This window comes from Pseudoalteromonas sp. AWH4_217 (assembly GCF_056161105.1).
In genome coordinates, this window is record NZ_JBSWYM010000016.1 from 45,056 (window position 1) to 66,264 (window position 21,209).

Consider the following 21,209-nt stretch of genomic DNA (forward strand, 5'->3'; position numbering starts at 1 on the left):
AACTACTTTTAATTTGAAAAGAGATAAATATAATATACTCTCTATATACCGAGCTTAATTAACTCATAAAATTCTAAATTCAACAATCTACGAGAGTAATCCAATGCGTGAAATAAGATCTTTTATTAAGACTGCAAGTTACAGTGATTTGAATAAAGCGCTGGAGCTTATCCAAGCCGCCATTGATGAGCAGGCAAAACAGGAAGAAGCCAAAAAAGAAGTTTTGGCACTGATTAAAGAAAAAGGATTGTCTTTAGAAGATTTTGCTTCCGAAACAGCAACTGATAAGCGCAGCAAAGTACGTCCAAAATACCGCATTGAAAAAGACGGTGAAGTATTTGAATGGACTGGTCGCGGTAAAACACCAAAAGCTTTTGTTGACGTTAACTTAGAAGATTACAAAATCTAATTACCGCACCGTGTAAGCCAGTCATATTATTTAAATGGCTGGCTTATGTGGTTAAAGATACCTTTTCTGGGTTCATATTTCTTATCCCGTTAGCCCATACCTTAATCAAAACCCTCTGTCGTTAATATAGTCAGGTGTCCCTATTTACACACTAAGACCCTATCAAGAAGAAGCCGTTGCAAATACCGTAGCTCATTTTAAAAAGTCAGATGACAGTGCGGTAATTGTTCTGCCAACCGGGGCAGGTAAAAGTCTGGTTATCGCACAGCTGGCTCGATTGGCCAGGCACAAAATTCTAGTCATGACACATGTCAAAGAGTTGGTTGAGCAAAATGCCGAGAAATATCAGAGTTATGGTTTATCTGCGAGCATTTACTCCGCTGGTTTAAAACAAAAAGAGCTGAATCACCAGGTGACATTTGCCAGTGTGCAGTCATTGGCTCGAAATTTAGAGGCCATTGATACCTTCTATTCTTTGCTGATTATTGATGAATGTCACCGGGTTAGCGGTGAAGACGACAGCCAGTATATGGCAGTGATTGCGCGCTTACGGCAGTTTAACCCGGCGCTAAAGGTACTTGGTCTGACGGCAACCTCATATCGGCTTGGCAGTGGGTGGGTGTATCACCGTCACTATCACGGCTTTGTTCGGGGCAGTGATACTAGCCCTTTTCGACGCTGTATTTACGAATTACCTCTGCGCTATATGATTAAAAACGGTTATCTGACGCCACCTAAGCAGCTTGATCCCGCGGTTGAGAATTATGATTTTTCAGCGTTAGACAGTAATGCGTTTGGGCGATATAGCGAAACGGATATGAACCAGCTGCTGCAAAGCAATACCCGGGCAACCAAGAGCATCATTGAACACGTAATGTCCATCAGTGAACAGCGCCACGGTGTTATGATATTTGCTGCAACCGTCTTACATGCCAAAGAAATTAAAGGGTATTTACCTGATGGACAAACAGCACTGGTGCTGGGTGATACAGATAACCACGAACGAGATGAGATCATCGCGGCCTTTAAGCGCCGAGAGATCAAATACCTGGTTAATGTATCGGTATTAACTACAGGTTTTGATGCGCCACATGTGGATGTCATTGCAATTTTAAGGCCCACAGAGTCGGTGAGTCTGTACCAGCAAATAGTGGGGAGAGGCTTGCGTCTGAGTGAGGGCAAGAAAGACTGTCTGGTGATTGATTACGCTGCCAATGAGTTTGACCTGTTTCACCCTGAAGTGGGCAGTAAGAAGCCGAATTCGGACAATGAACCTGTACAAGTGCTGTGTCCCGGCTGCGGGTTTGGCAATGTCTTCTGGGGCAAATACGACGAACAAGGGCGAGTCATTGAACACTTTGGTCGGCGTTGTCAGGGGCTGTTGCAGGACGATGACGGCAATGAGCAGCAATGTGATTATCGTTTCAAATTTAAAGAGTGTGACAGCTGTGGTGCAGAAAATGATATCGCTGCACGTCAGTGCCACAGTTGCGGGGTCATGTTGACGGATCCGGACGATAAACTGAGAGCTGCATTGAACCTGAAAAACGCCATGGTGCTACGATGCAGCGGCCTGAGCGGGGAAGTGGTTAAAGCGCAGTTGCTGAAAATTACGTATTTCGATGAGGACGGGGCCAGTGTGAGCGAAGTGTTTGACTTTGCTAAGCCTGCGAGCCGCGGCTATTTTGTTCGCCAGTTTGAAAAGCACTGTCGTACGGGTGTGCGTGTGAGTACCTGGGCTGATGCTGAGCAGGTGGATGCCACATTATTGTCGGCGCCAGATTTTGTAATTGCCCGGCAACATAAGAAATATGGCTGGCAGGTCACAGAAAAGATTTTTGATTATCAGGGCAGTTATCGTACCGCAGACAAAAGCTAATGCAGAGCACTTGGGCTCTGCATACCTCAGGTCTGAGTGTTATTCGGCGAGTATTCCCCACCCGTCACCATAGCCCTCGTGGCTGTTTGCGATAGACTCAAGGTATTGCTCGGTCTGACTTAACAGCTGGTGCTCGGGCACCATAGTCACAGAAGTAACGACTTCCCATACACCGGTATCCGGACAGGTATCCAATTTGGTTTTTGGTGCTAACTCATCTTCTGCGATGGCGTTCATAAAACGCTCGGCGTCGGCTTTTTGTTCGAACAAAATAAAAAAATCGATGCTGTGCATCTGGGTGAGATCTACACCGGCTGCAGCAATTTCAGACAGGAGCTGGCCGTTGTCATCATCAGGGAATTGCATAATCATACTCAAGTTAATATAGCTGCTGATATTGTCCGCTATCCAACACAAAATAAAAAGCACTGACCGCAAAAATTTGCATGTAAGCGCGCAAAAATAACACAGTGATAAGTACATCCACTCCATGTCAGCGTTATCTTGCTGTGGTATTATAATGTCACTGCGAATTTTAGGGTTATTTAGTGCGTTTATCTGCGTTTATTGCCGTTCTAGTTGTTCTTCTTTTTTCATTTCAGGTACGGGCCGGCGATTCAGCTGGTATCAGCGAGTTTACTGTAAGTCAGGCGCCAAATGGCACTGAGTTATCAGATGAAGCACATGACAATGTCATGCGCTTTCTGAGTACATATGTTGGTAAGCCGTTTACACCACGCAGAAAGAAGCTGATTGATAAAGACATCACTAAGGCATTACAGGCGCTTGGGTATTATCACCACGCGCTCACCATATCGTTTGACCCAAAGACCCGGCGTGTCGCCCTTATTCTGGACCCTGGCGTCGCATTGCACTGGCACCATGTAGAGATTGCTCTGCAGGGAATTGAAGACGACGCATTGCGCTTACGATTACTTGATGGTGCCATACAAATCGGTGAGCAGGTCAGACATGACCGCTATGAAGCCACTAAGGCTCAGATAGAAAGTGTGCTACTGGAATTGGGTTATTTTGATTTTCAGTGGCTGAAAAAACAGCTCAGTGTGGATCGCTCGCAAAAACAGGCCTCTGCGACCTTGTCGCTGTCGGCGGGGCCCAGATATCAGTTTGGGGAATTACGTCTGTCGGCAGAGTCAAAAGCAGTTGCGTTTGCCAAAGCGTTAAGCCCATTTAGCCCGGGTGAGTTTTATGCTGCCCAGAAGCTGTCTCAATATAACCTCACTTTGAATGAAACGCCCTATTTTCAGAGTGTTCGGGTTTACCCTTTGCTCAAACTCAGGCACCAAGGCACTGTCCCAATTCGCGTTGAGCTGATCGACAAACCCGCCAACAGCTATGAAGTCGGCGGGGGGTACAGTACCGATTTAGGTGCGAAAGCGCGTTTTAAATGGAGCAAACCCTGGGTAACGAGTGGGGGACACTCCATGACATCGGATCTCAATATTTCTCAGCGTCAGCAAGATATCAGTGGTGCCTATACAATCCCTGTGGATGATCCAAACAACGATGTATTTCGCATTCTGGGGGGATATCAGTTACAGGACGACCTGACTGAAGGAGTTGATACCAAGACCTGGAATATTCAGGTGCAACGGCAGTGGTTGACATCCGGAAACTGGGTGCGCACTGCGTTTTTAAAACGTGAGCATGAAACCAGTGAACAGGATGGCGAAACACTGAAAACAGAAATGCTGATCCCCGGAGTGAGCTATGCAAAAAAACAGAGCCTGGGAGGTATGTTGCCGTACTGGGGCAATGAACGGCTGATTTCCGTCGAACTGGCCAGTGACTCCTTGATTTCTTCTACTTCCCTGGTCAAAGTGCGCTGGAAAAATGCCTGGTTGCGTAACATAGCACAACGACACTTCTTTCTGACCCGTTTGGAAGCGGGGGCAATCATTACTGACGACATTGAAGCTGTGCCCTTTAATATGCGATTTTTTGCCGGTGGTGATCAGAGCGTACGTGGATTTGCTTATCAGTCTGTGGCACCAAGGGATGACGAGGGTAAGCTACTGGGTGGCAAATATCTTACAACTGCGAGTGCAGAATATAACTATCAGTTTATGCCCAACTGGCGTGTAGCTCTGTTTGTAGACACAGGTACTGCAACGGATGACTTTAAGGAAAAGTGGGCATTAGGTGCCGGATTTGGCATTCGCTATCTGACGCCGGTCGGACCGATACGTCTGGACCATGCCTGGGGGCTGAGCAAAGACAGTAAGAGCACTCGTTTAAGTATTGTCATTGGACCGGAGATGTAATGGGATTAAAAGCTTGGCTACGCCGTATTAGCTACACCGTCATTGGCCTTTGTGTGACGGTGTTTTGCTTGCTGTTTACATTGCCCGGTCACAAACTACTGGTCTGGGTGGCCAATCACAGTGTAACTGGTTTAAAAGTAAGCTCTCCTCAGGCGCGTTTGCTGTCCAATGCCGTGCTGGACGTGCAATTTCAGAACGAGCAGGCGACCTTTCATGCCAGTCAGTTTAGCCTGTCGCTTGACTGGTTTAGCTGCGCTACCTTGTGTCTGTCAGGCAGTGCTGACAAGGTGACCTTACATCTGGCTAAGCCTGCCAGCGAGCCCGGGGTAACAGGCGAGCCTGAGCAAGCGACTGAAGCAGCGCCATTGTCCTTCCCATTTTCTGTCGCTATCAAGCAATTTCGTTTAGGGGCAGCAGAGTTAAAGGTAGCAGGACACAAGGTAAACCTCAGCAAGCTGGCAGTGACAGCCAGGGCTGATGAGCAGGGCTTTCAAGTCAAAAAGTTTGCTCTGAGTCGTGCACAGATCAGGCAAATTGACGCGCCAGCTCCTGCTGCTCCTTTTGTTATACCGACAGCGATCCCCGCATTATCATTGCCCGCCATAAAACTTCCCTTGGCTGTCAGTGTTGAACAGTTTACAGTCGCTGAGCTTAGCTATCGTCCTTACGAGGGAGAGTTGCAGGCCCTGAAGCAGCTTCGACTCAGTGCCGCTGCTGAGCAGTCCGAGTTGTCGATCCACCATTTATCACTGTCTTATCTGACACATCAACTGGCTCTGGCAGCGCAGGCAGACTTAAGCCGCTGGGCTGTGTCGGGGGGAATAGACTATGAACATTCCGATTACCAGGGCACACTTGCATTTACTGGTGACCTTAATCAACTAGACCTGTCTGCCACACTGTCTGGTAATGCACAGGGAAAAATCGCGTTGAGTGTGAGTCCGGCAGTGCCAAACTGGCCTTTCTCACTCACAGTAAACACCGAGCAACTTGCTCTGGGTTCAGGCAATACACTGCAAAAGCTGTCACTCGACGCGCAAGGGACTGCGGTTGACTATTTAGTCAATGCACATGCCAGCGTGCAACTGAGTGAGCAACTTGATTTAGCTGACCCTGAGCTGGATATACAACTGGCAGCGTCTGGCGGGCTCACTGCTTTGACGTTACAAAAGGCCGAACTCACATTGGGTGAAGCGCATACCCAGCTCAGTGCTCAGGTGAGCTGGCAAGATGGGTTGCGAAGCCAGATAGAGGGGGAGTTACATGCCTTGCCTTTGGGTGCCTGGCTGAAGCTGGATGAGACCCAGTTATCAGGGGCTTATCAGCTTGATTTTTCCAAGCATGGCCAGCTGTGGCGGGCGCAGGTTAATGAATTGGCGCTCAGCGGACAGCTGGCCGCCTTACCTTTGCAGCTGGTTGCCCGAGGTAACGTAAATAGTGATTTACATGGCGAGATCCAGACCGCCCGGCTAAGTTATGGAGACAGCCAGATCATCCTGTCGGGCACAGCCAATGAGCAACTGGATGTGCATGGCGAGTTGTCTCTGGCTCACCAAAAAAATGCAGTGTTGCCGGTGGATGTGCAACTGTCGGGACAATTTACTGCAACCGGACCGGTTAATGCGCCAAACCTCACATTACGCAGCCAGCTGGACAAACTTGTGTATCAGGATATATCGGCAATCGGAGGTAAGTTGGCACTCTCTTTGGATATAGCCAAAGATTGGTTGACCGATCTGAACGTGTCTTTGTCCGCAGTGACTACGGGGGATTTACCTGCCACAGCTCTCAATGTGGCGGGTCAAGGAGATCAGAACCACCACCAGCTGACAATACAGGTAGAAAACTCACGTAGCAGTGGCGATCTGACATTCAGTGGACAGTATGCTAAGCAGGCCTGGGTTGGTCAGCTGGATGCAGGTATGTTGCGCTTGGACAACAGTGAATTGGTGTTGATGTCACCAGCGGAATTGACGGTGAAAGCGGATCAGATAATCGTGGCGCGTCAATGCTGGACACTCTCACCCGGACAGCTCTGCTTAGCGGCAGAGCATGGGTCCCGGGGTCAGGCGAGTATTGAATTACAGCAGCTGGACCTGACGCACTTTAATCCGTTGCTGAGTAACTTAGCTGAACTAAAGGGGATATTCTCTGGCAATGCCAAGGCAAAATGGTCACAGGGCCAGTTAGAGGTACTGGATGGTCAACTGGCTATGGCCGACGCTCAGGTCACAATATTTGGTGCAACCCCGGAGCAGCTTGACGATAGCGAGGAGGGGACCGCACCGACCTTGCCTCTAGAAATAGACCGATTTTCTCTGACACTGAACAGTGATGCCCGAGAGGCAAAAGCCAATTGGCAACTGGCGCTCAGAAAGTTAGGCCATTTTAATGGTGAGCTGCTGATGCCATTGCAGGCCGAGCCTCAATCTGTGCGCGGGTTTGTCAATATAGCAGGCATAGAGTTGGGTAAATTCAGGCCTTTGCTACGCCGGTTATTGTGGCCAGATCTGGAACTGACGGGGGTCATTGCGGGTCAGGTCAACATCGACGGTGCGCTGACACTGCCGCAGTTAAGCGGACAGCTTAGCGCCCAAGACATTCAGCTAAAAGCCAGTGAGCTTCCTCTGGCCATTAGCGACTTAGATCTTGATTTGCAATTGAATGGCCAGCAGGCTCAGCTGGTTGGGCTGCTCAACACAGCGCCGCGAGGTCAGGTCGCGCTCAGCGGTGAAGTTGATTGGCACAACGCTCTGAGGGCAAAGTTAAATCTCAATGGTGAACAGTTAACTTTGACACCGCAACTGGGTGTCACCCTGGATGTAACGCCAGACTTGTCATTGCGTTACAACGGTGAGTATGCAGAGGTAACCGGGGTGCTTACTGTGCCTTATGGTCGCATAGAAATTGAAGAGTTACCCCAGGGAGTGGTCGCGGTAAGCGACGATCAGGTCATCGTTGATAAGACCAGCCCCACCCGGTCGGCCCAGATGATGGATTATCGGCTCGATCTGGACGTGCGTTTGCTTGACGATGTCAGAATTAAAGCCTTGGGTCTGGACGCTTTTCTGACGGGTGAGCTGTCTCTGGAAAAGCAGCTCGCTTCGGCCTTGCTGGCCAGTGGAGAGATCAACTTGCGAGAAGGGCAGTACAAAGCATTTGGACAGGACCTGAGCATAGAAACGGGCCAGCTGGGCTTCAATGGCCCGCTGGACAAGCCTTATATAAATGTGCGCGCAATTCGTAACCCTGAGACAACGGCCAATGGTGTTGTGGCCGGAGTTGAAGTCAAAGGCAGTATCCGCAGTCCTGAGCTGGTGATTTATTCACAACCTGCGATGGACCAGGCTCAGGCACTGGCTTACCTGCTCAATGGTCAGCCATTAGGCGATGGCCAGAGCAATAACAATACCATGCTGGCGCAGTTTCTGTTGTCCCAGAGTATAGATCGCAGCAAGGGATATTTTGCCAAAGCGGGCGAAACCATAGGGATACAGGATGTAAACCTGTCGGCTAAGGGCAGTGGTGATGATACTCAAGTGGAAGTGTCGGGTTATCTAACTCCCAGCGTCCAGGTCAGTTATCGGGTGGGCGTTTTTGCATCGCTAAGTGAAGTCGCGGTGCGCTACCGGATTTTTTCGAAATTTTATATTGAAGCGACCAGTGGTTTGTATAAAAGTATTGATCTGCTTTACAAATTTGACTGGGACGAGTAATGCACCGTTTTTTGTTGGCACTGATACTTGGCACCACCTTTTCGAGCGCGGCGTACACAGTACGAGCACCGCTAGAAATTCGAGTGACATCAGGTGCTAATCCGTATGTGCTTCAGCTGATTGAGTTGGCGTTGTCCTATCAGCCGAGACCAGTTAGTTTAAAAACCGTTGCAGGTATCCCAACGCAAACTCGGGCTGTGCGTCTGCTTGGTAAGCAATCGGGCATTGATGTATTTTGGTCTGTGACCAGTAAGGAAAGAGAGCAACAAGCACTGGCGATACGTATTCCGTTGGTAAAAGGGCTACTGGGGTATCGCATTCTGTTTGTTGATGCCAACCGCTCTGCTGAGTTTTCGGATATCAAGCATTGGGGGCAGCTCAAGCCACTGCTGTTTGGGCTTCGCCATGACTGGCCTGACAGAGCAGTGTTTGAGCGTAATGGATTTCAGGTGGTGGCATTTCACGACACAGAAAAAGCGATGACCATGCTGAGTAACAGGCGGCTGGATGTGGTGCCTCTGGATATACTGGCAGCCGAAGATTTTTCGGCACGAACTGACGTCATGGTGCATCCCCATCTGCTGATACATTATCCTTCTGCCGTCTATCTGTTTGTCGATAAAAACAATATTCAGTTACATACTTTGTTAGAGTCCGGTCTGGAGCAGGCTATTGCTGATGGCTGCTTCGAGTGGTTGTTTCGCAGCCACTTTGCAAAAAAACTGGAGCAACTGGATTTAGCCAGGCGGATGCGGCTGACCCTGCCCAACCCGACCTTGTCTGCCAAGACACCTTTGTCACGCAGCGAACTGTGGTATCAACCAGGAAAACACAATGACAATAATAACACACAACATAAACCAAGCGGTGGGCCTGGCAGCTATGCTCATGCTCACTGCTTGCCAGTCGACAGACAAGCAAGCACAGACTGACAGCATCACGATAACACAAGAGCAGCGCTCACCGGCTAACATCATAGCCAAGGCAGGCAAAGATGACTGGCGATTAGTTGCTGCGGATAACATGCTTAAGATCACCCTGCCAACAGGCCCGGTTTACGTTGAGCTGAATCCCCTGCTGGCGCCAGGGCATGTCGACAATATTAAAGCACTGGCACGGGAGGGCTTCTATCAGGGCCTCAATATGTATCGCTTTGTCGAGGGCTTTGTTGCACAAGGTGGCGACCAGGATGACAAGAAACAGCCTGTTGATGGGAAAAAAAGCATTGCTGCGGAGTTTTTCTACACCACAAGTGAGGCCCTTACTATCACAGAGCTGGGGCTGGATGATGGCTATGCCCCCCGAACAGGCTTTTTAAATGGGTTTGCGGTGGCACAGAGTGAAGATGGCAAGCGTACGTGGCAAACACATTGCCCCGGCACGTTTGCAATGGCGCGTCAGAACAGTGCAGACAGTGGTGGCAGTGAATTCTATTTTACGTTAACTGCACAGCGTTATCTGGATTTAAATACTACTGTGTTTGGCCGCGTATTAGCAGGAATGGAGCACGTTCAGCGGCTACACAGAACGCCAACCGCTGGGCAGGCTTTCAACCCTATTGTGGCTGTTGAGGTACTGGCAGACACACAAGACAAGCAACGCTTTATGGTATTTAACACACAGAGCGATGCATTTCGGGCGCTGATCGCGGCGCGACAGAACCGCCCTGAAGCCTGGTTTTTACACCAGGCCAATCATACCGATGTGTGCGCGATCACCGTGCCGGTGAAGGCATTTATTGACGATTGATCCGGACGTTAAAGGTCGTCTTATTTTGCTCGCTGGAGCGGAATGGGTTTATATCCAGGCCGCCTCGGCGCGTATATCTTGCATAGACTTCGAGTTTGTCTGGTTCAAATGCACGCAACAAATCACAATAAATACGCTCAACACATTGCTCGTGAAACTCATTATGATCCCGAAATGAGATTAAATAACGCAGCAAAGACTCCCGGCAAATCTTCTTCCCTTCATATCGGATCACGATACTTGCCCAGTCTGGCTGCGAGGTGATCAGACAGTTAGACTTAAGCAGGTGGCTGTGCAAGGTTTCAGTGACTTGAATGTCACTCTCTTGCGCCAGCAAGCCATCACGGGGACTGTAATCATCTACCGAAATATCCAGCTCATCGATACACTCTCCCGGGAGGGCAGAAAAGGGTAAACAGTCATGGTCGTCTGGGCCATACAGGGTGACGTCGACATCGCACTGGGCTGCTGCAGATAAGTCTTGTTGCAATGCCTCTTGCACCGCTTCAAAGCTGGCAAACTTGCTCTGATTGAAACTATTCAGATACAGCTTAAATGATTTGGATTCGATAATATGACTGCTCTGACAGGGGAAGACAAATCGGGCAATAGCAACCTGTGGTTTACCTTTGTGATTCAGCCAGGACAGTTCATAGCCATGCCAGATGTCTTCGCCAAAAAACGGTAACGCCTGCTCGTCTACGGCTATCTGGTCACGATTGAGCTTGCGCGCAATGGGGTGAAGCAGACTTGGGTCATAGTGACTGGCGTATTCTGTGGTCTTGCCCAGTACGGAAGCTTTTAACTCGGGGGCGTTATTGTAGTCTGTCATGTTGATCCATTAGTAGTTACAATGGCCCCGATTATAGCGAATAATGAGCGAGAATAGCAGTATGAGCGTGAGCACTTTGATCCTCGAACTTCATGATAAATTTGCCAACTCGGTACAGCAATCACAGGGCCACTGGCCATTGATCCAGCATGACGCACAATGGCCCAGCCCGTGTGAAACTGGAGAACCCAGAGGTGATGGTCTGATAGCGTGGCAGGCGGTGCCCAGAACGCCATGTGGTGACTTCAATGCACTGGCCAATGCGCTGGAAACCCAGTTTAGCTCAGAGCTGAATGAATTTTATGGCGCGACTTACGCGGGCAATATATTGGTCGCGCTGGACGGTGAAGAAGTAGAGTTGCTGCAAGCCTGGAATGAAGAAGACTTTGAGCGTTTACAACAAAATATCACGGGTCATGTGTTGATGAAGCGACGTCTCAAGCAAGAAGATACGGTCTTTATTGGCCTGACTGCACAGGAAGATGTATTGATTACGGTGCAGCTAGGCACAGGAGAGGTTTGTCTTGAGCGGGTAGGTAAAGCGCCGCACAAAGTACTTGCGCCTAACCTGACAGCATTTTTAAGTCAACTATCGGCACAGTTTTAATCGTGTGATGTTGGCGTTTGAGGTGACGCACAAGGACGTCACCTTTTCTGCTACTGAAAGTCCCAGGATATATTAGACACCAGTTCGCAGGCATCACATTTAAAATCAAAAATACCAAACCAGGGCGCTTCTAATGCCCAGTCAGCGTCACAGCCCGGACAGGTGCGTGCTTTTTCCTGAGCGAGGCTTTCTCCGCCAACCCGGTATAAATAATAATACACCGGTTTTTTGGTGAGGTAACGAATACGTTTACTTAGGTCCAGCCCACGTCGGGTAAGATCGCTGTCGAGGCTTGTCAGTTCATTGAGTGCGGCAAATTCGCACCGGGTTGCCCCGTTTATCTGGATCTGGTCACAGGCCTGCCAGTCTTCTTGCCATTTAATCAAAGCCTTATAATCGCCATTCGCAATAGCCGGAATGGTATACAAAGGAATTGGCTGGAAGTCATCCCCACAATATAACGGACTACATGTGTGCACATAGGTGGTATAGAGGATATAGCTTGAGGGGGATTGACACTGGTCGGCACCATTAGCATGAATATCCTGGCCTATCACTTTGACTTTGGGGGCCAGTAATCCTGCTTGCTGCAGCTGCTCAATGGCATGTTTCACAAAGGGGCTGTGGTGGAGCGGATGCAACGAATCTTCGAGCGGGCACATTACCCGCGTGATAAAGAACCCTTCTTTTAATACTGTAGGAAATTCATCTCCGATGATTTGGCCGTTAAAACGCAGTGCATTGACGAGCCTGTTGATTGCCTGCTCTGCTTTTTCAAGGGTGGTGTCCTGATAACAGTCAAAGGTAAGATCAACCACAAACATATTAACGAGACTCCAGCAGGGCAATCAGCTTATCCAGCTTAGCTTCAATACGGTCAAGTTGTGTCTCTGAACCGGGTTGTTCAGACTTATCACGCTGGCTGGGTTTGTCATCGCATGTTGACAGTATTTCTGGGTTATTCTTGTATGTGGTCAGTCCCGCTATGATCAATGGCATAGCCACAGGCTCCGCCAGTTTGGCTTTAGTAGTGGCAACTGTGGGGGTTTTGCCCTGTGCAACGAGTGTGGCAATGGCGTTTAAAACGGCGGGATGCATAGTGTACCCTCTGGAAACAAAAACTGAGCGCATTGTAACATCTTAGCCCGCAGAACATCACCAGTAAAACAGTCTGTATTAAGCTGTTTTGATGGGTCATCAAAAGCCGCCGGACTAACATGCGAACCTATGCCGGGCCGCACACAGGTTTATTTAACACTTGCATACTGTCCAGGCACGCTCAGCGCAATCGCGCATCCAGCTCGTCTATTACTTCACTCCAGTCAGCATCTTCTTGAAGTGACTCTTCAATAAAATGTTTTTGCCCTTCATTCCAAAATGGGGCTTCGGCTAGCAACATATCACTGGGTAGACTGTGTTGACTGAAAAAGGCCTCAATTTTGGCATCGCTGTTATCCAACCCGAGTTGTGCAAACAAGTTTTTCAGATTATGTACACTAGTATCCATACGCCCCTCTTTTTGTTTAAAAAGTACGCTATAACTATAGTAGATTTACGACACCGACCAAGTAAATTATCGTCGGATAATCAAAACAAAAAACAAGGACACTCCATGACTAACCCAGCATCCGTTACACAATTGACAATTAAACACTTACACCCGGAAGACAGTACTGTTGCAGCTAGTCTGTTGTATCGAGCCTACCATGATGACAAGTTGTTTAAAGGTGTTCTGGGTGGATCCGATGAGCAAAGCTATGAATCGCGCTTACGTGCATTGATCCGCGAGGAACTGTCTTGCTTTGGCCAATCAGCCCAGCCACTGATTGGACTATATCAGGGACAATCTTTGCTTGCGATTGCCTGCGTGTTTGAAGCGCAAACCGAATTGCAAGCGTCGCGGCGCTGGGACTGGCGGTTGCGACTCATGATGAGTGCCGGCTATCTTCAAACGCAGCAGCTGATTGATAAAGAGAAAACCATCCGTGAAGCACTGTCTGAACAGGGGCATTACTATTTTCTGTCTTTTATTGCGGTAGAGCCGCAATATCAGGGGCAAGGTCTGGGGCACCATTTGCTTAGCGCGCTGGACGAATTGGTGAAAGAGAACCCACTTGCCACAGGCCTTGGGGTGTTTGTCTCAGAACCTAACCAACATGCGTTTTTTCAAGAGCATGGATATGAAAAGCATCAGGTTTTAACTTTCAGATCAGTACAGGGGGAATTGCTGTTTAAAACTCGAGCGGCCATTATGGAAAAAACGCTGTGAGACTTTTCTCACATGGATGTAGGTCAAGGCGTTTTAGACCTGCTGATTTAACCCCTCACTTGACACTAAGTTAATGATTTATATTTATTTTGTTTTTATTTCAACTTGATGACTTAAAAAACTATCAGAAAAAGCGCCTTTTCTGACGGCCAGGATTGCGTAAACTTAATCGTGTTCAAGGACGGAAGGACATCAGCGCCAGGAAGAGGTGAAGTGGACAGAGCCAGGATGGTTCAGGAAACATCAGGACGATGTTGAACAAAGGATGTTAGGAGCGCTTAGGATAAGCGAAGTGGACAGAGCCAGGATGATTCAGGAAACATCAGGACGATGTTGAACAAAGGATGTTTGGAGCGCTTAGGATAAGCGAAGTGGACAGAGCCAGGATGGTTCAGGAAACATCAGGACGATGTTGAACAAAGGGTGTTAGGAGCGCTTAGGATAAGCGAAGTGGACAGAGTCAGGATGGTTCAGGAAACATCAGGACGATGTTGAACAAAGGATGTTAGGAGCGCTTAGGATAAGCGAAGTGGACAGAGTCAGGATGGCTCAGGATACATCAGGACGATGTTGAACAAAGGATGTTAGGAGCGCTTAGGATAAGCGAAGTGGACAGAGTCAGGATGGCTCAGGAAACATCAGGACGATGTTGAACAAAGGATGTTAGGAGCGCTTAGGATAAGCGAAGTGGACAGAGTCAGGATGACTCAGGAAACATCAGGACGATGTTGAACAAAGGATGTTAGGAGCGCTTAGGATAAGCGAAGTGGATAGAGTCAGGATGACTCAGGACACAACAGGATGTTGTTTATAAAAGGAATAGGGAAGAAGAGTCGAACGGTGTGAACAAAGTCATACTGTAAGACAAAGGATGTGCTTGGATGCGGTAAGGATATCTACAGGACGTAACCTATCGGATGAAGTCAGGGAAGAAGATCGGGTGTGTCAGGATGTATACCCGTTCAGGGGATGATGAAGCTTGGCGGCTTGCTAGTTTGTTGTAAGCAGAGGTATCGGATACCTCCCAGGAAATTCGTCAGATTGGGGCGTAGCGCAAGGGTTACGCCTTGGTTTTTTTATGCTTGTCTGTTAGCCTGACTGTGCAGTTAGCTAATACGTTAACCTGATACCTGATTGAACAGGTACGTTTTCCAAAATCGAAAGATCTATCTAATCAGCTACTCACCAATTCACGGTGCATCTACTACATCATGCGATGAGGTGGGATGTCCATTTTCTTCAGGCGCAGGTTTTCCAGGTACATAGTGCCGGTGTAGGCACTTTGCTGATCTGAACTGAACTCAAAAGCAAATTGACTTTTTATTCCCAGTTTTCCATTGCTCAGCACTGCGAGCCTGCGTTTAACACAGGCGACACTAAGTAGCTGTACGTTCAGTTTTTCAGCCTGACCAATTGCATGCTGCTGCGCCGCTTCTGCTATCTGGCGGCCAAACCAAAAGAACGCAATGATTGCGCCGATAAGAATAAAAAGCCAAAGAGTGATCATCGTTTAAATAGCCTGCCTATCGCTTTTGACAGTGTTTCACTGCGATTTTCTGTTCTAAGTAGAGCTAAGACATGTGGGCGCAAAACCGGAATTGCAACCAAGTCGGCGAAAATGCTTTCAAATAGCCCCTCTACATCGGTGTTGTGGGCTGCCTGGTCCATCAGCTTGATTAACCTGTGTGTCTCGGTCAATGTTTCCCAGCAACGTCCGGTTATGGTCAGTTGCAGGTCGGCGTGTGCTGCCAAAGGCGAATCCAGAATAGTATCTACGGCTTCGGCGATAAGCCCCAGGCTGTGGCTGCCGGACAAAGCTCTAAGATGGTTAACACAGGCTGTCAGATCATTTTTAGCCACAGCTGTTTTCAGGCCACTGAGTAAGTGTTCTGTCAGCTCAACACCAATGGCTACATGCTCTAACATCGCTGCTAAAGGTGATTGAACCGTTTGAGGAAGTTGTGACCAGCTGGCTTTTAAATTGTCCCGATTGCTGCCGTGATCCAGACGCATCGCAAAATCTGCCAGGCCCTGTACCGCCAGGTTTTGCCACTGATCTAACCCCAGCTTCTGAGCAAAGTAGAGCTCAGCGTACTCATAGTATTGCGATGCAGGCCGCTTTAATTCCGTTTTCAATAACGCATTAAATGCGGCGAGCTTATTTGCGTTGGGCGCATAGACATACGGATTATTATCCAGTTTACCCTGCGCATCTTCACCGGTCAGTTGAGTGCCTATTGCATCAATCACCATAGAGGCAAAGTGATCGCGGCTGGCGGCAACCAGCTTACTTTGTTCATCCAACGGAAGTTTTAAAAACCACACATAAGGGTCCTGGGTTGCCTGGTTATCCCAAAACTGGATTGCCAGCAATGCATGACCTGCAAGCGGATAGGGGTAAGGAACCTGAGTGGTTTCGATCTGCGCAAACTGCTTTTTATCGATTTTGGTTATGCGACGGCCAATATCATAGGCGCGCCATTGCGTGCCAGCTGAAGTCAGTAGTTCACCTAAAGTCGTAATTTGCGCTGTCATTATCATCTCACTTAATTGCGTTGAAGCGCGATTATAGCTTTATTCTCAGTGACTGATAAGAGCAGCCATAAAGATACAAACGTTGGGGGTTGATGAGGTATAATATCGCTTTTATATTTGTGTGAGGAAGCACTATGGATCACCCTGTATGGCGCCTGCTGGACGAATTGGAGCATACGCTGCGTCAGGCTGAACTTTGGCAGGCAACGCCTGTTCCGGTTGAGGCGTTACGCTCTACTCAACCATTTTGCTGCGATACGCTACGTTTCGAACAATGGTTACAGTTTGTCTTTGTCGTCAAGATGCGTGCGCTATTGCAAAGCGGATCAGCATTACCCGCCAATATGGCTATTGCTCCGATGGCAGAAGTCAGCCTCGCACAGCATCCTAAATTGGCAGTGTTACTGAGTGTATTGCAACGACTAGATTTGGCCGTTTCGGAGTAGTCGCAGTATGCTAGAAATCATTTATCAGGATGAGCACTATGTGGCTATCAACAAGCCTTCAGGATTGCTGGTTCACCGCTCGTTTCTCGACAAACGTGAAACCCAATTTGCAATGCAGATGCTGCGCGATCAGCTTGGGCAGCATGTGTTTCCTGTTCATAGACTCGACCGGCCTACCTCGGGCGTTCTGTTGTTTGCGTTAAGTTCCGAAGCGGCACGGGATATGAATCAGGTATTCATCGATGGCACAGTGCAAAAGCGTTATCTGGCTTTAGTACGTGGCTTTGCTCCTGAAGACGTGTATGTCGATAAACCGCTGAAAGAGCAGTTAGATAAAATTGCCGACAAGTTTGCCGATCAGGATAAAGCACCTCAGGAAGCACAGACCCAGTTCAACTGCTTACATCAGGCAACGCTGGATATTCCTCTGGGTAAATACCCCAGTATTCGCTACTCCCTGGTTGAGTGTTTTCCAAAAACGGGTCGCAAACATCAGATCCGTCGCCACCTCAACCATCTTAATCACCCCATTATTGGCGATGTAAATCATGGGGATAACAAGCAGAACCACTTTTTTCAGGATCATTTTGGCATTCGCCGCCTGATGTTATTTGCAACTGAACTGAAGTTTTTGCATCCTTATAGTCAACAACCCATCATCATTCGCGCCAGTCTGGGAGAGGAAATGTTGAATTTATGCAGGCAACTGGGCTGGCCGAGTACAGAAAAGGACTACCTATAATGGCATCCATTACACTTTTTGTCGGTTCAGTATTTGGCAATGCAGAAAATCTGGCGGTTGAGGTTAAAAATGACATTGAACAGCTAGGTCATACTGCAACAATTGCCGAAGTACCCACTTTGCAACAAGTTCAGTCAGCAGAAAACCTGCTGTTTATTTCTTCGACAACCGGACAAGGCGATATTCCGGATAACCTGTTACCTTTGATACTGCAAATGCAAAGTCAGTTTCCTATGCTGACGGGCAAGACAGTCGGAGTTATTGCCCTGGGTGACAGTAGCTATGGGGACACCTTTTGTGGCGCCGGACGTCAGATCGATGCACTAATTCAAGAGCTGAATGCGACTGTGGCTGAGCCTCGTCTGGATGTCGATGCATGTGAGCATTTTGAACCTTATGAAGCGGTTTCACCTTGGCTACAGAAGTGGCTGCAACACTTTTGATTTGACGAACCGACAAAAAGGCCGCTGTTGTCAGCGGCTTTTTACGTTATGAGCTTTTGACATCAACGGTCAGTTTCAGCTTTTGGCCAGGGTAGAGATATTTCTGACCCGCAAGCTTATTCCACTTCACGATTTCACTGACAGTCAGGTTAAACTTAGCCGCGATCCGTGCCAGAGAATCTCCTTTACGAACCTTATAGGTAATGGTGCGCTCAGTTGTGTTCGCAACGGGCTGAGTGGCTGTTTGAGTCTGATAAATGGTGAGCTTTTGGCCAAGCTTAAGGACTGCATTGGCCTTTAGTTTATTCCACTTAGCAAGCTGTGCCACAGTAACGTCATATTCGCGGCTAATGTCCCATAAGGTATCACCACTGGTGACCGTGTGGGTTTTTTTATTACGTGTTGCTTTGTTCGCAGCGCTGCGCACGGCATCTGGTAAGTGCTCACTTTGTAACTCGCCGTCGCTCAGCGGGACCAACAGTTTCTGACCAACCCGGATCATGTGTGAATCCAGCTTGTTCAGGGAGCGAATCGCACTGGTGCTGGTTGAAAACTTCTTGGCTATGACTGACAGGCTGTCACCCCGGGCGACCGTATAATATTGCCAGCGCAAGCGGTCTTTGATCGGGGTATTGGCCAGGCGAGTCTGGAAAGCTTCGATTTTATCTGCCGGCAGCAACAAGGTATGTGGCCCGTTCGGATCGGTTGCCCAGCGGTTAAACCCCGGGTTCAAACGATACAGTTCAGTGAGTGACATATCGGCCATTTCGGCAGCCAGTGCTAAATCGATTTGTGAACCCACTTCGACTGTATCAACGACCTGTGCGTTGATTATCTTGTTCCATTTAACATTGAACTCATCCTGGCGTTTTAACAAGTCAGACAGAGCAAGCAACTTAGGTACGTAGGCTGTGGTTTCGCGTGGCAGATCCAAGGACCAGAAATCGGTTGGCAGGTGCTTTTTGCGATTTTTACGGATCGCCTTGAGCAGACGGCCTTCGCCTGAGTTATAGGCCGCAATGGCATTGAGCCAGTCTCCTTCCAGGGTTTTATGCAGGTAAGTGAGATAATCCAGAGCGGCTCGTGTTGACTGGACGATGTCGCGACGACCGTCATACCACCAGTTCTGTTTAAGGTCGAAGCGCTCGCCGGTTTGTGGCATAAACTGCCAAATCCCGGATGCGCTGCGATGAGAATACCCGAATGGATCGAAGGCACTTTCCACAATTGGTAACAGTGCGATTTCAATCGGCATTTCGCGTTTTTCTACTTCCTCAACGATATAATAAAGGTACGGCTCAGCGCGTTTTGAAATACGATCCAGATAAGCCTGATGGCGCTGATAATAGTTACGCTCTGCGACTACGGGGCGATTTTGCGGCACATCAATAGACAACTGATAGCGGATCCGCTCCCAGACGTCGTCGAACACCGGTGGTGGCTCATCAGCTTCCACAGGTTCCTGGATGGCACTCATCAGAGTGTCGCTGATCTCGGCCGGACTGGCATGATCCAGTTGTTCGGCTTGTTCAATTGTCGGGCTGTCGAACGTAGTTTGACAACCGCTCAGCAGTGCTGATACTACCAGCAGCAAGAGAGGCTTTTTCATAAAACTCGGTCATTGATCCATTGTCAGGGTACGGCGCCGCAGAAAAATCCACAGCTAAAACCCGTCAATGTTAACTGTTTAGTTGTAAAAATTAAAGCAGTGGCTAAAAATTATCCTTCCATCGCCTGAGCACGGCAAACCTTTGCCAGTCTTCACTACACTCTGTCTGCATGTCAGCGGGCAAAGTATTTAGCATGTGTGGCAGGTTTGCCCTTATAAAAGGATTGATGCTCAACTCGCGCGCGATTGTGGTGGGCAATGTCGGCTGTGCTTGTGCGCGTTGCTGCTCACCCCATTGTTGCCACTGAATAATCTCTTCATTCTCTGGTTCGACCGCTGCTGCAAATGCCAGGTTAGCCTGGGTGTATTCATGTGTGCAATAAATCTTACAGTGAGGCGGAAGCTGCGCCAGGGTTTGCAATGACTGCCACATTTGCCGCGGGCTGCCCTCAAATAAACGACCACATCCTGCACTGAACAAGGTATCGCCAGTAAACGCCAGCTCTGGTGTCAGGTAGCAGATATGGTCCAGTGTGTGTCCGGGTGTGTGAGTAATGGTAAAGTTGAGTCCAGCAATTTTTATTTTATCGCCGTCATTCAAATGGTGTGTGATGCCATTAAAAGGCGTATTTTTTGGGCCATATACCGGCAGCTCACCATAGTGCGTGCGCAACGGAGCAATACCATCGGTGTGATCCCAGTGATGGTGCGTCACTAATATACCTGCCAGCTGTTTTTGTCGGGTCGTTGCAAACTCAATGACAGGTTCGCTTTGTCCGGGGTCAACAACCCACATCAGATTGCTATCAGACGGACATATTGCCCAGATATAATTATCGTTAAAGGCCTTGATGGGGTGGATCTGCACCGCGACTTGCGCCATAACTCATTGCTCTATAAAGTGAAGGTGTAACTAGTATAGCGAGTGCGAATAATGAAACCAGCTCTAAGTTTTCAGCAGGGGCCTAAACCCTACCAGTGGCAGGATTTTCCGCATGGGGATTATGTGCGTGCAGGGATCGAGCGGCGGATGGCGCACTGGCTACCTCGCATGTTTGGCTATCATATGCTTAAGCTAGGTTGCCTGAGTGGTCAGCTGGATACATCACAAAGCCCGATCAGTCATCAAATCTGTGTTGCGCCAGAAGGAGAGCACGTGGGAGTTTTTGCTGAGATTGATGAGCTGCCTTTTTATGAACACAGTGTCGACTCGTGTATTCTGAGTCAGTGTCTGGAATATCATTCCGATCCGCATCATATCTTGCGAGAGGCGCACCGAACGCTGATCCCGGGCGGGTATATTGTGATCAGTGGGTTTAACCCATTCAGCTTATGTGGTTTGGCGCACCTGTTACCTTTTAGCAAAGAAAAACTGCCCTGGTCGGGGCGCTTTTTTACGCCATCGCGGGTTAAAGACTGGCTGGATCTATTGGGGTTTGAAATCCTTGCTGATGAGCGCTTTGTCCATGCCTCATTGGCAAGAGGCTCGCGACTTTCACGTTTTGCACCCTGGCGGCGCTTTTGCCGACATTATATGAAGCCTATGGGCAGTGTGTATTTACTGGTGGCTCGCAAGCGGGTTGCTCCTTTAACGCCGATCAAACCAAAGTGGCACGCACGGCCCAAATGGACGCCAGCGGTGAAAGGCGCGCGGCTGAAACACAGCCGAAATCAAAAGCAAGGGTAGG

General features: G+C 48.7%; 21 protein-coding genes. 12 read left to right on the forward strand and 9 right to left on the reverse strand.

The genetic code is table 11. The annotated features are described in order from the left end of the window. Positions 1-103 precede the first annotated feature (103 nt). Together ACXAH1_RS18380 and radD are read left to right on the forward strand one after the other, a co-directional pair. Complete coding sequence (locus ACXAH1_RS18380) at positions 104-409, forward strand: H-NS histone family protein (protein WP_475198646.1); 306 nt, start codon at positions 104-106, stop codon at positions 407-409. Positions 410-551: 142 nt separating this feature from the next. Further along, the gene (radD, locus tag ACXAH1_RS18385) at positions 552-2,288 is read left to right on the forward strand and encodes a DNA repair helicase RadD (protein WP_475198767.1); all 1,737 of its coding nucleotides are present in this window, start codon (positions 552-554) and stop codon (positions 2,286-2,288) included. 39 nt (positions 2,289-2,327) lie between these two features. Here radD and ACXAH1_RS18390 read toward each other — a convergent pair whose 3' ends face one another. After that, on the reverse strand, positions 2,328-2,654 hold the full coding sequence (locus tag ACXAH1_RS18390) for a ribonuclease E inhibitor RraB (RefSeq protein ID WP_475198647.1): 327 nt from the start codon (positions 2,652-2,654) through the stop codon (positions 2,328-2,330). 182 nt (positions 2,655-2,836) lie between these two features. Between ACXAH1_RS18390 and ACXAH1_RS18395 the strand changes: the two genes are divergently transcribed. Genes ACXAH1_RS18395 through ACXAH1_RS18410 form a run of 4 tightly spaced genes read left to right on the forward strand, consistent with a single transcriptional unit; the run spans position 2,837 to position 10,038 of the window. Then, positions 2,837-4,573, forward strand: a complete 1,737-nt coding sequence (locus tag ACXAH1_RS18395) for an autotransporter assembly complex protein TamA (protein ID WP_475198648.1) — start codon at positions 2,837-2,839, stop codon at positions 4,571-4,573. Beyond that, entirely contained in the window at positions 4,573-8,289 is a 3,717-nt protein-coding gene (locus ACXAH1_RS18400) for a translocation/assembly module TamB domain-containing protein (protein ID WP_475198649.1), read from the forward strand. Before ACXAH1_RS18395 ends, ACXAH1_RS18400 begins: the two co-directional genes overlap by 1 nt. Beyond that, complete coding sequence (locus ACXAH1_RS18405; RefSeq protein ID WP_475198650.1) at positions 8,289-9,221, forward strand: hypothetical protein; 933 nt, start codon at positions 8,289-8,291, stop codon at positions 9,219-9,221. The genes ACXAH1_RS18400 and ACXAH1_RS18405 overlap by 1 nt, the downstream gene beginning before the upstream one ends. After that, the gene (locus tag ACXAH1_RS18410) at positions 9,124-10,038 is read left to right on the forward strand and encodes a peptidylprolyl isomerase (protein ID WP_475198651.1); all 915 of its coding nucleotides are present in this window, start codon (positions 9,124-9,126) and stop codon (positions 10,036-10,038) included. Before ACXAH1_RS18405 ends, ACXAH1_RS18410 begins: the two co-directional genes overlap by 98 nt. Here the strand turns inward: ACXAH1_RS18410 and queF are convergent. Then, positions 10,025-10,870, reverse strand: a complete 846-nt coding sequence (gene queF / locus ACXAH1_RS18415) for an NADPH-dependent 7-cyano-7-deazaguanine reductase QueF (protein ID WP_475198652.1) — start codon at positions 10,868-10,870, stop codon at positions 10,025-10,027. The genes ACXAH1_RS18410 and queF overlap by 14 nt on opposite strands. Positions 10,871-10,931: 61 nt before the next feature. On the opposite strand from queF, the gene syd reads away from it, so the two are divergent. Continuing rightward, entirely contained in the window at positions 10,932-11,477 is a 546-nt protein-coding gene (gene syd / locus ACXAH1_RS18420; protein WP_475198653.1) for a SecY-interacting protein, read from the forward strand. Positions 11,478-11,527: 50 nt separating this feature from the next. Here the strand turns inward: syd and ACXAH1_RS18425 are convergent, their stop codons facing one another. The 3 genes from ACXAH1_RS18425 to ACXAH1_RS18435 all read right to left on the reverse strand — a co-directional run bounded on the left by ACXAH1_RS18425 (position 11,528) and on the right by ACXAH1_RS18435 (position 12,984). Then, positions 11,528-12,301, reverse strand: coding sequence for a Zn-ribbon-containing protein (locus ACXAH1_RS18425; protein WP_253048416.1), 774 nt, complete (start codon positions 12,299-12,301; stop codon positions 11,528-11,530). Position 12,302: 1 nt separating this feature from the next. After that, positions 12,303-12,575: a hypothetical protein gene (locus ACXAH1_RS18430; RefSeq protein ID WP_253048616.1), complete on the reverse strand. Its 273-nt coding sequence runs from the start codon at positions 12,573-12,575 to the stop codon at positions 12,303-12,305. Between the two features lie 181 nt (positions 12,576-12,756). Continuing rightward, positions 12,757-12,984 (reverse strand): DUF2789 domain-containing protein, encoded by a 228-nt coding sequence (locus ACXAH1_RS18435; RefSeq protein ID WP_253048415.1) that lies wholly within the window; start codon positions 12,982-12,984, stop codon positions 12,757-12,759. Positions 12,985-13,089: 105 nt separating this feature from the next. On the opposite strand from ACXAH1_RS18435, the gene ACXAH1_RS18440 reads away from it, so the two are divergent. Beyond that, positions 13,090-13,746: a GNAT family N-acetyltransferase gene (locus tag ACXAH1_RS18440; RefSeq protein WP_475198656.1), complete on the forward strand. Its 657-nt coding sequence runs from the start codon at positions 13,090-13,092 to the stop codon at positions 13,744-13,746. Positions 13,747-14,950: 1,204 nt separating this feature from the next. On the opposite strand, the gene ACXAH1_RS18445 is transcribed toward ACXAH1_RS18440, so the two are convergent. Both ACXAH1_RS18445 and ACXAH1_RS18450 read right to left on the reverse strand, forming a co-directional pair. Then, positions 14,951-15,253, reverse strand: coding sequence for a DUF3301 domain-containing protein (locus tag ACXAH1_RS18445; protein ID WP_054015437.1), 303 nt, complete (start codon positions 15,251-15,253; stop codon positions 14,951-14,953). Beyond that, positions 15,250-16,281: a DUF3549 family protein gene (locus tag ACXAH1_RS18450; protein WP_475198657.1), complete on the reverse strand. Its 1,032-nt coding sequence runs from the start codon at positions 16,279-16,281 to the stop codon at positions 15,250-15,252. The genes ACXAH1_RS18445 and ACXAH1_RS18450 overlap by 4 nt, the downstream gene beginning before the upstream one ends. A gap of 134 nt (positions 16,282-16,415) precedes the next feature. On the opposite strand from ACXAH1_RS18450, the gene ACXAH1_RS18455 reads away from it, so the two are divergent. Genes ACXAH1_RS18455 through ACXAH1_RS18465 form a run of 3 tightly spaced genes read left to right on the forward strand, consistent with a single transcriptional unit; the run spans position 16,416 to position 17,912 of the window. Next, the gene (locus ACXAH1_RS18455; RefSeq protein WP_475198659.1) at positions 16,416-16,727 is read left to right on the forward strand and encodes a YqcC family protein; all 312 of its coding nucleotides are present in this window, start codon (positions 16,416-16,418) and stop codon (positions 16,725-16,727) included. A 7-nt stretch (positions 16,728-16,734) separates the two neighbouring features. Further along, positions 16,735-17,469, forward strand: coding sequence for a tRNA pseudouridine(65) synthase TruC (truC, locus tag ACXAH1_RS18460; protein ID WP_475198660.1), 735 nt, complete (start codon positions 16,735-16,737; stop codon positions 17,467-17,469). Continuing rightward, on the forward strand, positions 17,469-17,912 hold the full coding sequence (locus ACXAH1_RS18465; protein ID WP_475198661.1) for a flavodoxin domain-containing protein: 444 nt from the start codon (positions 17,469-17,471) through the stop codon (positions 17,910-17,912). The genes truC and ACXAH1_RS18465 overlap by 1 nt, the downstream gene beginning before the upstream one ends. A 46-nt stretch (positions 17,913-17,958) precedes the next feature. On the opposite strand, the gene ACXAH1_RS18470 is transcribed toward ACXAH1_RS18465, so the two are convergent. After that, positions 17,959-19,521, reverse strand: a complete 1,563-nt coding sequence (locus ACXAH1_RS18470; protein WP_253048409.1) for a lytic transglycosylase — start codon at positions 19,519-19,521, stop codon at positions 17,959-17,961. Between the two features lie 103 nt (positions 19,522-19,624). Further along, positions 19,625-20,404, reverse strand: a complete 780-nt coding sequence (gene gloB, locus ACXAH1_RS18475) for a hydroxyacylglutathione hydrolase (RefSeq protein ID WP_475198662.1) — start codon at positions 20,402-20,404, stop codon at positions 19,625-19,627. A 51-nt stretch (positions 20,405-20,455) separates the two neighbouring features. Here gloB and ACXAH1_RS18480 point away from each other — a divergent pair, with 51 nt between their 5' ends. Beyond that, a complete protein-coding gene (locus tag ACXAH1_RS18480) occupies positions 20,456-21,208 on the forward strand; it encodes a class I SAM-dependent methyltransferase (protein WP_138553535.1) in 753 nt (250 codons plus the stop codon). Position 21,209 lies beyond the last annotated feature (1 nt).

What these genes read in the sequence shown, in the direction of transcription:
- ACXAH1_RS18470 (WP_253048409.1), bottom strand. Translation starts at nt 19,521, where the DNA reads ATGAAAAAGCCTCTCTTGCTGCTGGTAGTATCAGCACTGCTGAGCGGT.
- ACXAH1_RS18440 (WP_475198656.1), top strand. Translation starts at nt 13,090, where the DNA reads ATGACTAACCCAGCATCCGTTACACAATTGACAATTAAACACTTACAC.
- ACXAH1_RS18425 (WP_253048416.1), bottom strand. Translation starts at nt 12,301, where the DNA reads ATGTTTGTGGTTGATCTTACCTTTGACTGTTATCAGGACACCACCCTT.
- ACXAH1_RS18480 (WP_138553535.1), top strand. Translation starts at nt 20,456, where the DNA reads ATGAAACCAGCTCTAAGTTTTCAGCAGGGGCCTAAACCCTACCAGTGG.
- ACXAH1_RS18455 (WP_475198659.1), top strand. Translation starts at nt 16,416, where the DNA reads ATGGATCACCCTGTATGGCGCCTGCTGGACGAATTGGAGCATACGCTG.
- ACXAH1_RS18410 (WP_475198651.1), top strand. Translation starts at nt 9,124, where the DNA reads ATGACAATAATAACACACAACATAAACCAAGCGGTGGGCCTGGCAGCT.
- ACXAH1_RS18450 (WP_475198657.1), bottom strand. Translation starts at nt 16,281, where the DNA reads ATGACAGCGCAAATTACGACTTTAGGTGAACTACTGACTTCAGCTGGC.
- ACXAH1_RS18430 (WP_253048616.1), bottom strand. Translation starts at nt 12,575, where the DNA reads ATGCATCCCGCCGTTTTAAACGCCATTGCCACACTCGTTGCACAGGGC.
- ACXAH1_RS18405 (WP_475198650.1), top strand. Translation starts at nt 8,289, where the DNA reads ATGCACCGTTTTTTGTTGGCACTGATACTTGGCACCACCTTTTCGAGC.
- ACXAH1_RS18465 (WP_475198661.1), top strand. Translation starts at nt 17,469, where the DNA reads ATGGCATCCATTACACTTTTTGTCGGTTCAGTATTTGGCAATGCAGAA.
- gloB (WP_475198662.1), bottom strand. Translation starts at nt 20,404, where the DNA reads ATGGCGCAAGTCGCGGTGCAGATCCACCCCATCAAGGCCTTTAACGAT.
- ACXAH1_RS18445 (WP_054015437.1), bottom strand. Translation starts at nt 15,253, where the DNA reads ATGATCACTCTTTGGCTTTTTATTCTTATCGGCGCAATCATTGCGTTC.
- ACXAH1_RS18400 (WP_475198649.1), top strand. Translation starts at nt 4,573, where the DNA reads ATGGGATTAAAAGCTTGGCTACGCCGTATTAGCTACACCGTCATTGGC.
- syd (WP_475198653.1), top strand. Translation starts at nt 10,932, where the DNA reads ATGAGCGTGAGCACTTTGATCCTCGAACTTCATGATAAATTTGCCAAC.
- ACXAH1_RS18380 (WP_475198646.1), top strand. Translation starts at nt 104, where the DNA reads ATGCGTGAAATAAGATCTTTTATTAAGACTGCAAGTTACAGTGATTTG.
- ACXAH1_RS18435 (WP_253048415.1), bottom strand. Translation starts at nt 12,984, where the DNA reads ATGGATACTAGTGTACATAATCTGAAAAACTTGTTTGCACAACTCGGG.
- queF (WP_475198652.1), bottom strand. Translation starts at nt 10,870, where the DNA reads ATGACAGACTACAATAACGCCCCCGAGTTAAAAGCTTCCGTACTGGGC.
- ACXAH1_RS18390 (WP_475198647.1), bottom strand. Translation starts at nt 2,654, where the DNA reads ATGCAATTCCCTGATGATGACAACGGCCAGCTCCTGTCTGAAATTGCT.
- truC (WP_475198660.1), top strand. Translation starts at nt 16,735, where the DNA reads ATGCTAGAAATCATTTATCAGGATGAGCACTATGTGGCTATCAACAAG.